Raw genomic sequence first — 6,094 nt, forward strand, 5'->3', positions numbered from 1 at the left:
CACGGCCGCGGCGCTGTTGTCGGTGGTGTTCGCCCCGCACCGCGGGGTGGTGGCCCGGCTGCGGCGGGGTTCGCGGCGGCGACCGCCGGTGCGCCTCGGTGCGGCGTTGGGCCGGCTGAACGGGACCGCCCGCGCGGGCGGGGCTGCGAGGTGGCGGCGGTGACACCGGACGACGTCATGATCATCGTGATCGCGGGGCTGCTGTCCACCGCGTGCGCGCTGCTCGGTGGCTTCCTGTTGCTGCGCAGGCAGGCGCTGCTGCCGGACGCGGTCAGCCACGCGGTGCTGCCCGGGATCGTGCTGATCTTCCTGCTCACCGGGGAACGCGGGTCGCCGGTGACCGTGCTCGGGGCGACCGCGTTCGGGGTGCTGTGCGTGGCGGGTTTCGAGTGGCTGCGGCACACCGACCTCGTCGGGTCGGACGCCGCCCTCGCGCTGGTGTTCCCCGCGCTGTTCTCGCTGGGCATCCTCGGCATCAGCCGCTACGCCTCGGGGGCGCACATCGACCTGGACTCGGCGATCTACGGCGACATCACGTTCGCCCCGCTGCGCACCGTAAATCTCGCCGGCACTCCGGTGCCGTCGTCGCTGCTGGTGACCGGGGCCGCGGCCGTGGCGACGGTGCTGTTCGTGGTGCTGCTGTGGCGGCCGTTGCAGGCGAGCACGTTCGACCCGGACTTCGCCGAGCTGGGCGGTCTGCGCGGGCGGGCGGTGCAGCGGATGCTGCTGGTGGCCGTGGCCGGGGTGGCGGTGGTGGCCTTCGACAGCGTGGGCGCGATCCTGGTGATCACGTTCTTCGTGGTGCCCGCCGCCACGGCCCGCCTGCTGGCCCGCGGCCTGGGCGGCATGCTGTTGCTCGCCGTGGCCGTCGGCTGGATCGCCTCGGCGGCGGGTCACCGCGCCGCGCTGGCGTTCGACTCCTCCATCCCCGGCACCATCGGCCTCACCACCGGCCTCCTCTTCCTCCTGGCCCTCGCCACCACCCGGGTGAGTCACCTCCGGAGCCGCTCACCCTGAGTGTTGCCGTGAGGGGCACATTCCCTGCGTGTGACGCAGCGAATGTGCCCCTCACGGCGTCCTGCGCAGGGAAAGTGCCCTTCACGGCAACCCACCTACGTCGGGTGCGGGCGCGGGGGTTACTTGCGGAGCTCCAGGGTGCAGCATTTGGGGCCGCCGCCGGATTTGCGGAGTTCCGAGATGTCCAGGGGGATCGGCTCGTAGTCGCGGACCGCCAGGCGGTCGGCCAGGCCGGTCGCCTCCACCGGGAGGACGACGTTGCGGCCGTCGGAGACGGCGTTGAGGCCCAGGCAGGCCGCGTCCTCCGCGTCGGCGAGCACGGCGTCCGGGAACAGCCGCTCCAGCGTGCGGCGGGAGCCCGGGGAGAACGCCCCGGGGAAGTACGCCACCTGTGCGGGTTCGGTGTCGGTGGCCTCGGCGAGCACGAACAACGCCGTGTCGAGGTGGTAGAAGCGCGGGTCGGTGAGCCGCAGGGACACCACCGGCACGCCCAGCACCTCCTGCGCCTCGGCGTGCGCGGCCGGGTCGGTGCGGAAGCCGGTGCCCGCCAGCAGCACGCGGCCGGTCCAGGCGAAGTCGCCCTCGGCCTCGTTCACCCGCGTGGGCATCGTGACGTCCCGGAAGCCGTTCTCCACGAACCAGCGGCGAAAGTGCTCCGCCTCGGCGGCCCGCTCCGGCGCGCGGAACCGCGCGCCGAGCACCCGCCCGTCGAGCACGGTGCCGGAGTTCGCGGCGAAGACCATGTCCGGCAGGCCCTCCTGCGGTTCGATCTCGGACACCGAGTGGCCGAGCCGCCGGTAGGTGTCCCGCAGCACCGTCCACTGCTCCGTCGCGCGGTCGGCGTCGACGGGCACGTCCGGGTCCATCCACGGGTTGATGACGTAGTCCACGGCGAAGTACCGCGGCGGACACATGAGGTACTGGCGGGGCACGGGTACGCGCATACTTCGAATGTATGGTGCGTGTGATACGGCTATCAATTGTCAGCAGTTGCGCATCTGTGTGCTAAACGTTGCGTGTGAACACCCTGGATCAACGCATCGTTTCGTGCCTGGTGGCCAACGCGCGGTCGAGCTACGCGGAGATCGGTGACGTCGTCGGTCTGTCGGCACCCGCCGTCAAGCGTCGCGTCGACCGACTGCTGGACAGCGGCGTCCTGCGCGGATTCACCGCTGTGGTCGACCCCGAGGCGCTCGGCTGGGGGACGGAGGCGTTCGTGGAGGTGCACTGCCAGGGCAACGTCTCCCCCGCCCGCATCCGGGCCCGTCTGGAACCGCTGCCCGAGGTCGTCGCCGCCTACACGGTGTCCGGGGCGGCCGACGCGATCGTGCATCTGCGTGCGGCCGACATCCACCATCTGGAGGACGCGCTCGAACGTCTGCGCGGGTTGGAGATCATCGACCGGACGGTGTCCACGGTCGTGTTGTCCACATTGTTGGAACGCCCGCCGGACCCCGGCCGCTGAGGGCAGACTCGCGGTGTGGGGCCGCCGGGCGGTCCCAGTGGTTGGGACCGGAACACCCTGTTACCGCCGGTCACGGGTAAGCCGGATCACACCACACCACGCCCGCCGAAAACACCAAGTAATCTCGAAGTATAGGAGCGCGGGGCGCGCCGAAACCGGGAGAGAGGGAACCGCTGGCCCATGAGCACGAGCGCGAACGGCGACGGATCGGACGGCACGGTGTCCGCGGAGCGGCCGACGGAGGTCAGCAAGCTCGACCGGGTGGTGATCCGCTTCGCGGGCGACTCCGGCGACGGCATGCAGCTCACCGGTGACCGCTTCACCTCCGAGGCCGCCGCGTTCGGCAACGACCTGGCGACCCTGCCGAACTTCCCCGCCGAGATCCGCGCGCCGCAGGGCACCATCCCCGGTGTCTCCAGCTTCCAGGTGCACTTCGCCGACTACGACATCCTCACCCCCGGCGACCGCCCGGACGTGCTGGTGGCGATGAACCCCGCCGCCCTCAAGGCCAACCTCGCCGACGTGCCGCGGGGCGGCACGGTGATCGTGAACGAGGACGAGTTCACCAAGCGCAACCTTTCCAAGGTCGGCTACGAGGCGAACCCGCTCACCGACGACACGCTGGAGGCGTTCGAGGTCCACCGGGTCGCCATGTCCGGGCTCACCCAGGGCGCCCTGGCCGACACCGGCCTCGGCAAGAAGGACGCCGAGCGCTGCAAGAACATGTTCGCGCTGGGCCTGCTGTCCTGGATGTATCACCGGCCCACCGAGGGCACCGAAGCGTTCCTGCGGGAGAAGTTCGCCAAGAAGCCGGAGATCGCCGAGGCGAACGTGCTGGCCTTCCGCGCGGGCTGGAACTACGGCGAGACCACCGAGGCCTTCGCCACCACCTACGAGGTCGCCCCCGCGAAGCTGCCGAAGGGCACCTACCGCCAGATCACCGGCAACACCGCGCTGGCCTACGGCCTGGTGGCCGCCGGGCAGCGCTCCGGACTGGACGTGCTGCTGGGCACCTACCCGATCACCCCGGCCTCGGACGTGCTGCACGAGCTGTCCAAGCACAAGAACTTCGGTGTCACCACGTTCCAGGCGGAGGACGAGATCGCCGGGATCGGTGCCGCGCTCGGCGCCTCCTACGGCGGCGCGCTCGGGGTGACCTCGACCTCCGGGCCGGGCATCGCGCTGAAGTCGGAGACCATCGGGCTCGGCGTGATGATCGAGCTGCCGCTGCTGGTCATCGACGTGCAACGCGGCGGCCCGTCCACGGGACTGCCCACCAAGACCGAGCAGGCCGACCTGCTGCAGGCGATGTTCGGCCGCAACAGTGAGTCGCCGGTGGCGGTCGTGGCGCCGTCCACGCCCGCGGACTGCTTCGACATCGCGCTGGAGGCCGCGCGCATCGCGCTGACCTACCGCACCCCGGTGCTGCTGCTGTCCGACGGTGCGATCGCCAACGGCTCCGAACCGTGGCTGATCCCGGACGTCGGGAACCTGCCGGACCTGCGGGTGCGGTTCGCCGCGGAGACCAACGCCGCCGACGGGTCGGACGAGTTCTGGCCCTACGTGCGCGACCCGGAGACGCTGGCCCGCGAATGGGCCGTTCCGGGCACGCCCGGCCTGCAACACCGGGTCGGCGGGCTGGAGAAGGCCGACGGCAAGGGCAACATCTCCTACGACCCGGACAACCACGACCACATGGTGCGGCTGCGCCAGAACAAGATCGACGGCATCGACGTGCCGGACCTCACCGTGGACGACCCCAGCAACGGGCAGGCGCGGGTGCTGGTGCTCGGCTGGGGCTCCTCCTACGGGCCGATCGGCGCGGCGTGCCGCCGCGTGCGCAGCCGGGGCATGGCGGTGGCGCAGGCGCACCTGCGGCACCTCAACCCGCTGCCCGGCAACCTCGGCGACGTCCTGCGCTCCTACGACACGGTCGTGGTGCCCGAGATGAACATGGGCCAGCTCGCCATGCTGCTGCGGTCGAAGTACCTGGTCGACATCCGCTCGCACACCAAGGTCGCCGGTCTGCCGTTCAAGGCCGAGGAGCTCGAAGAAGTCTTCACCGATGTGATCAAGGGGGTCGTGGCCGCATGACCGCCGACGTACTCGTGACCGCGGAGGCAGCGAAGTGACCGCCACCGATCTCGGTCTGCCGGCCATCGGCGGACTGGACCTGGTACCCAGCACCGACGAGCAGCAGAAGGCCAAGGACTACAAGTCCGACCAGGAGGTGCGCTGGTGCCCCGGGTGCGGCGACTACGTCGTGCTCAACACCATCCAGTCGTTCCTGCCGAACCTGGGCCTCAAGCGCGAGAACATCGTGTTCGTCTCCGGGATCGGGTGCTCGTCGCGCTTCCCGTACTACATGAACACCTACGGGATGCACTCCATCCACGGCCGGGCGCCCGCGATCGCCACCGGGCTGGCCACGACCAGGCCGGACCTGTCGGTGTGGGTGGTGACCGGCGACGGGGACGCGCTGTCCATCGGCGGCAACCACCTGATCCACGCGCTGCGGCGCAACGTCAACATCACGATCCTGCTGTTCAACAACCGGATCTACGGGCTGACCAAGGGCCAGTACTCGCCCACCTCCGATCAGGGCATGGTCACCAAGTCCACCCCGATGGGGTCGGTGGACACCCCGTTCAACCCGGTCTCGCTCGCGCTCGGGGCCGAGGCCACGTTCGTGGGCCGGGCGCTGGACTCCGACCGCAAGGGCCTGAACGAGGTGCTCGGGGCCGCCGCACAACACCGCGGCTCGGCGCTGGTGGAGATCTACCAGAACTGCCCGATCTTCAACGACGGCGCGTTCGAGGTGCTCAAGGACTCCGACGAGGCGGCCCGCCGGATCATCCCGCTCACCGCCGGGGAACCGATCCGGTTCGGCCCGGAGGGCGAGTACGGCGTCACCCGCAGCGGCTGGGGCGGTCTGGAGGTCGGCAAGGTCTCCGAGATCGGGGAGGACAACCTCGTCGTCCACGACCCCACGATCACCGACACCTCGTACGCCTTCGCGCTGTCCCGGCTGGGCGACCAGAACCTGACCAACACGCCCACCGGCATCTTCCGGCAGGTCCAGCGCCCCACCTACGACGACCGGGCGCGCGAGCAGGTCGAGCAGGCCCGGCACGCCAAGGAGCCGGACCTGCAGGCGCTGCTGCGCGGCAAGGACACCTGGACCGTCGAGTAACACCCGGACCGTCGAGTAGGCGGGACCCCGCCGCACGGAGTCCGCTGTCCCCGCGGCCGTGGACTCCGGCCCTGCGGTGGCCGGCCCCGGGTCGGTCGGCCCGGTGCCGGGCCGTCAGCCGTTCAACGGGCGGAAGCCGACCCGCTCGGCGTCCTCCGGTGTCCGGAACCACACCTCGGCGACCATCTTCGGGAAGTCCGGGGAGCGCTCGTCGCAGTACCGCAGTGCGGTGACACTGGCCTTGACGGTGTAGTCCGGCGAGGGCCGCTCCCCACCCGGCAGGGGCATCGCCGAGCCGGGTCCGAACGGGCCCGGCGTGCGCTCGGACGAGCCCGGGTTGCCCCGTGCGGGTGGGTTCCCGCCCCCGGCGGGCGTGGGGTCGAACAGCGACCCGCCCCCGAACCGGGACGCCGGGTCCG

Annotated in this window: 6 protein-coding genes; 4 read left to right on the forward strand and 2 right to left on the reverse strand. The window is 71.0% G+C overall.

Going from position 1 to position 6,094, the window contains the following annotated elements; genetic code table 11:
* Positions 1–159 precede the first annotated feature (159 nt).
* On the forward strand, positions 160–1,017 hold the full coding sequence (locus tag SACPADRAFT_RS0223820) for a metal ABC transporter permease (protein WP_007026089.1): 858 nt from the start codon (positions 160–162) through the stop codon (positions 1,015–1,017).
* Positions 1,018–1,136: 119 nt separating this feature from the next.
* On the opposite strand, the gene ddaH is transcribed toward SACPADRAFT_RS0223820, so the two are convergent.
* Positions 1,137–1,961, reverse strand: a complete 825-nt coding sequence (gene ddaH / locus SACPADRAFT_RS0223825; protein WP_007026090.1) for a dimethylargininase — start codon at positions 1,959–1,961, stop codon at positions 1,137–1,139.
* Positions 1,962–2,035: 74 nt separating this feature from the next.
* Here ddaH and SACPADRAFT_RS0223830 point away from each other — a divergent pair, with 74 nt between their 5' ends.
* The 3 genes from SACPADRAFT_RS0223830 to SACPADRAFT_RS0223840 all read left to right on the forward strand — a co-directional run bounded on the left by SACPADRAFT_RS0223830 (position 2,036) and on the right by SACPADRAFT_RS0223840 (position 5,675).
* Positions 2,036–2,482 carry an Lrp/AsnC family transcriptional regulator gene (locus tag SACPADRAFT_RS0223830; protein ID WP_007026091.1) on the forward strand — a complete coding sequence of 149 codons (447 nt, stop codon included), beginning with the start codon at positions 2,036–2,038 and terminating at the stop codon, positions 2,480–2,482.
* Positions 2,483–2,662: 180 nt separating this feature from the next.
* Positions 2,663–4,576, forward strand: coding sequence for a 2-oxoacid:acceptor oxidoreductase subunit alpha (locus SACPADRAFT_RS0223835; protein ID WP_007026092.1), 1,914 nt, complete (start codon positions 2,663–2,665; stop codon positions 4,574–4,576).
* A 34-nt stretch (positions 4,577–4,610) separates the two neighbouring features.
* Positions 4,611–5,675 (forward strand): 2-oxoacid:ferredoxin oxidoreductase subunit beta, encoded by a 1,065-nt coding sequence (locus tag SACPADRAFT_RS0223840; protein WP_007026093.1) that lies wholly within the window; start codon positions 4,611–4,613, stop codon positions 5,673–5,675.
* Positions 5,676–5,789: 114 nt separating this feature from the next.
* Here SACPADRAFT_RS0223840 and SACPADRAFT_RS29635 read toward each other — a convergent pair.
* A partial coding sequence (locus SACPADRAFT_RS29635) for a sunset domain-containing protein (protein ID WP_007026094.1) occupies positions 5,790–6,094 on the reverse strand: 305 nt, incomplete at its 5' end.

This window comes from Saccharomonospora iraqiensis subsp. paurometabolica YIM 90007 (assembly GCF_000231035.2).
In the GTDB taxonomy this organism is placed as follows: Bacteria; Actinomycetota; Actinomycetes; order Mycobacteriales; family Pseudonocardiaceae; genus Saccharomonospora; species Saccharomonospora paurometabolica.

What these genes read in the sequence shown, in the direction of transcription:
- ddaH (WP_007026090.1), bottom strand. Translation starts at nt 1,961, where the DNA reads ATGCGCGTACCCGTGCCCCGCCAGTACCTCATGTGTCCGCCGCGGTAC.
- SACPADRAFT_RS0223835 (WP_007026092.1), top strand. Translation starts at nt 2,663, where the DNA reads ATGAGCACGAGCGCGAACGGCGACGGATCGGACGGCACGGTGTCCGCG.